The sequence below is a fragment of the Coprococcus sp. AF21-14LB genome (assembly GCF_003458885.1).
Taxonomy (GTDB): domain Bacteria; phylum Bacillota; class Clostridia; order Lachnospirales; family Lachnospiraceae; genus UBA9414.
The window spans coordinates 1-1,185 of record NZ_QRVX01000125.1; the positions used below are offsets into that span (position 1 = coordinate 1).

Sequence of the window (1,185 nt, forward strand, 5' to 3'; positions counted from 1 at the left end):
AGAACGGCTTTTCCAATCTGCGCTGGTACACGGACGACGGTTATTCTGGTGCGAACTTTCAAAGACCCGGTTTTCAAGCCATGCTTGCGGACATTGAAGCCGGAAAAGTAGGGACAGTTATCGTAAAGGATATGTCGAGGTTAGGGAGAAACTACCTGCAAGTGGGAATGTACACGGAAATGATTTTCCCACAGAAAGGTGTCCGCTTCATCGCTATCAATGACGGAGTGGACAGCGCACAGGGCGACAATGACTTTGCCCCGCTGCGGAATATCTTTAACGAATGGCTGGTGAGAGATACGAGCAAGAAAATCAAAGCAGTAAAACGCTCAAAAGGCATGAGTGGCAAGCCCATCACAAGCAAGCCTGTGTATGGCTACCTCATGGACGAGGACGAAAATTTCATTATTGACGAGGAAGCTGCACCCGTAGTCAAGCAGATATACAACCTCTGCCTTGCCGGGAATGGTCCGACCAAGATAGCCCGTATGCTCACAGAGCAGCAAATCCCCACGCCGGGGACGCTGGAATACCGCAGGACGGGCAGCACCCGCCGCTACCACCCCGGCTATGAGTGCAAGTGGGCGACCAATACCGTTGTGCATATCCTTGAAAACCGGGAATACACAGGCTGTCTGGTAAACTTCAAGACGGAAAAACTCTCTTACAAAGTCAAGCACAGTGTAGAAAATCCCCCGGAAAAGCAAGTGATTTTCGAGAATCACCACGAGCCTATCATAGACACCCAAACATGGGAACGGGTGCAGGAGCTTCGCAAGCAGCGCAAACGCCCCAACCGCTATGATGAAGTGGGCTTGTTCTCCGGCATACTGTTCTGTGCAGACTGCGGCAGCGTCATGTATCAGCAGCGATACCAGACGGACAAGCGCAAGCAGGACTGTTATATCTGCGGCAGCTACAAGAAGCGCACCCATGACTGTACGGCGCACTTTATCCGCACCGACCTCTTGACCGCTGGTGTACTCTCCAATCTGCGGAAAGTGACCAGCTATGCGGCAAAGCATGAAGCCCGGTTTATGAAGCTCTTGATTGAGCAGAACGAGGACGGGGGCAAACGCAGGAACGCCGCCAAGAAAAAGGAACTGGAAGCCGCCGAGAAACGCATAGCCGAGTTATCCGCTATCTTCAAGCGGCTGTATGAGGACAGCGTGACCGGGCGCATAT

Annotated in this window: 1 protein-coding gene; it reads left to right on the plus strand. The window is 52.5% G+C overall.

The window, feature by feature from the left end:
• Positions 1 to 1,185, plus strand: a 1,185-nt coding sequence (locus DWX73_RS13295; protein ID WP_118349132.1) for a recombinase family protein, incomplete at both ends; no start/stop codon positions are given.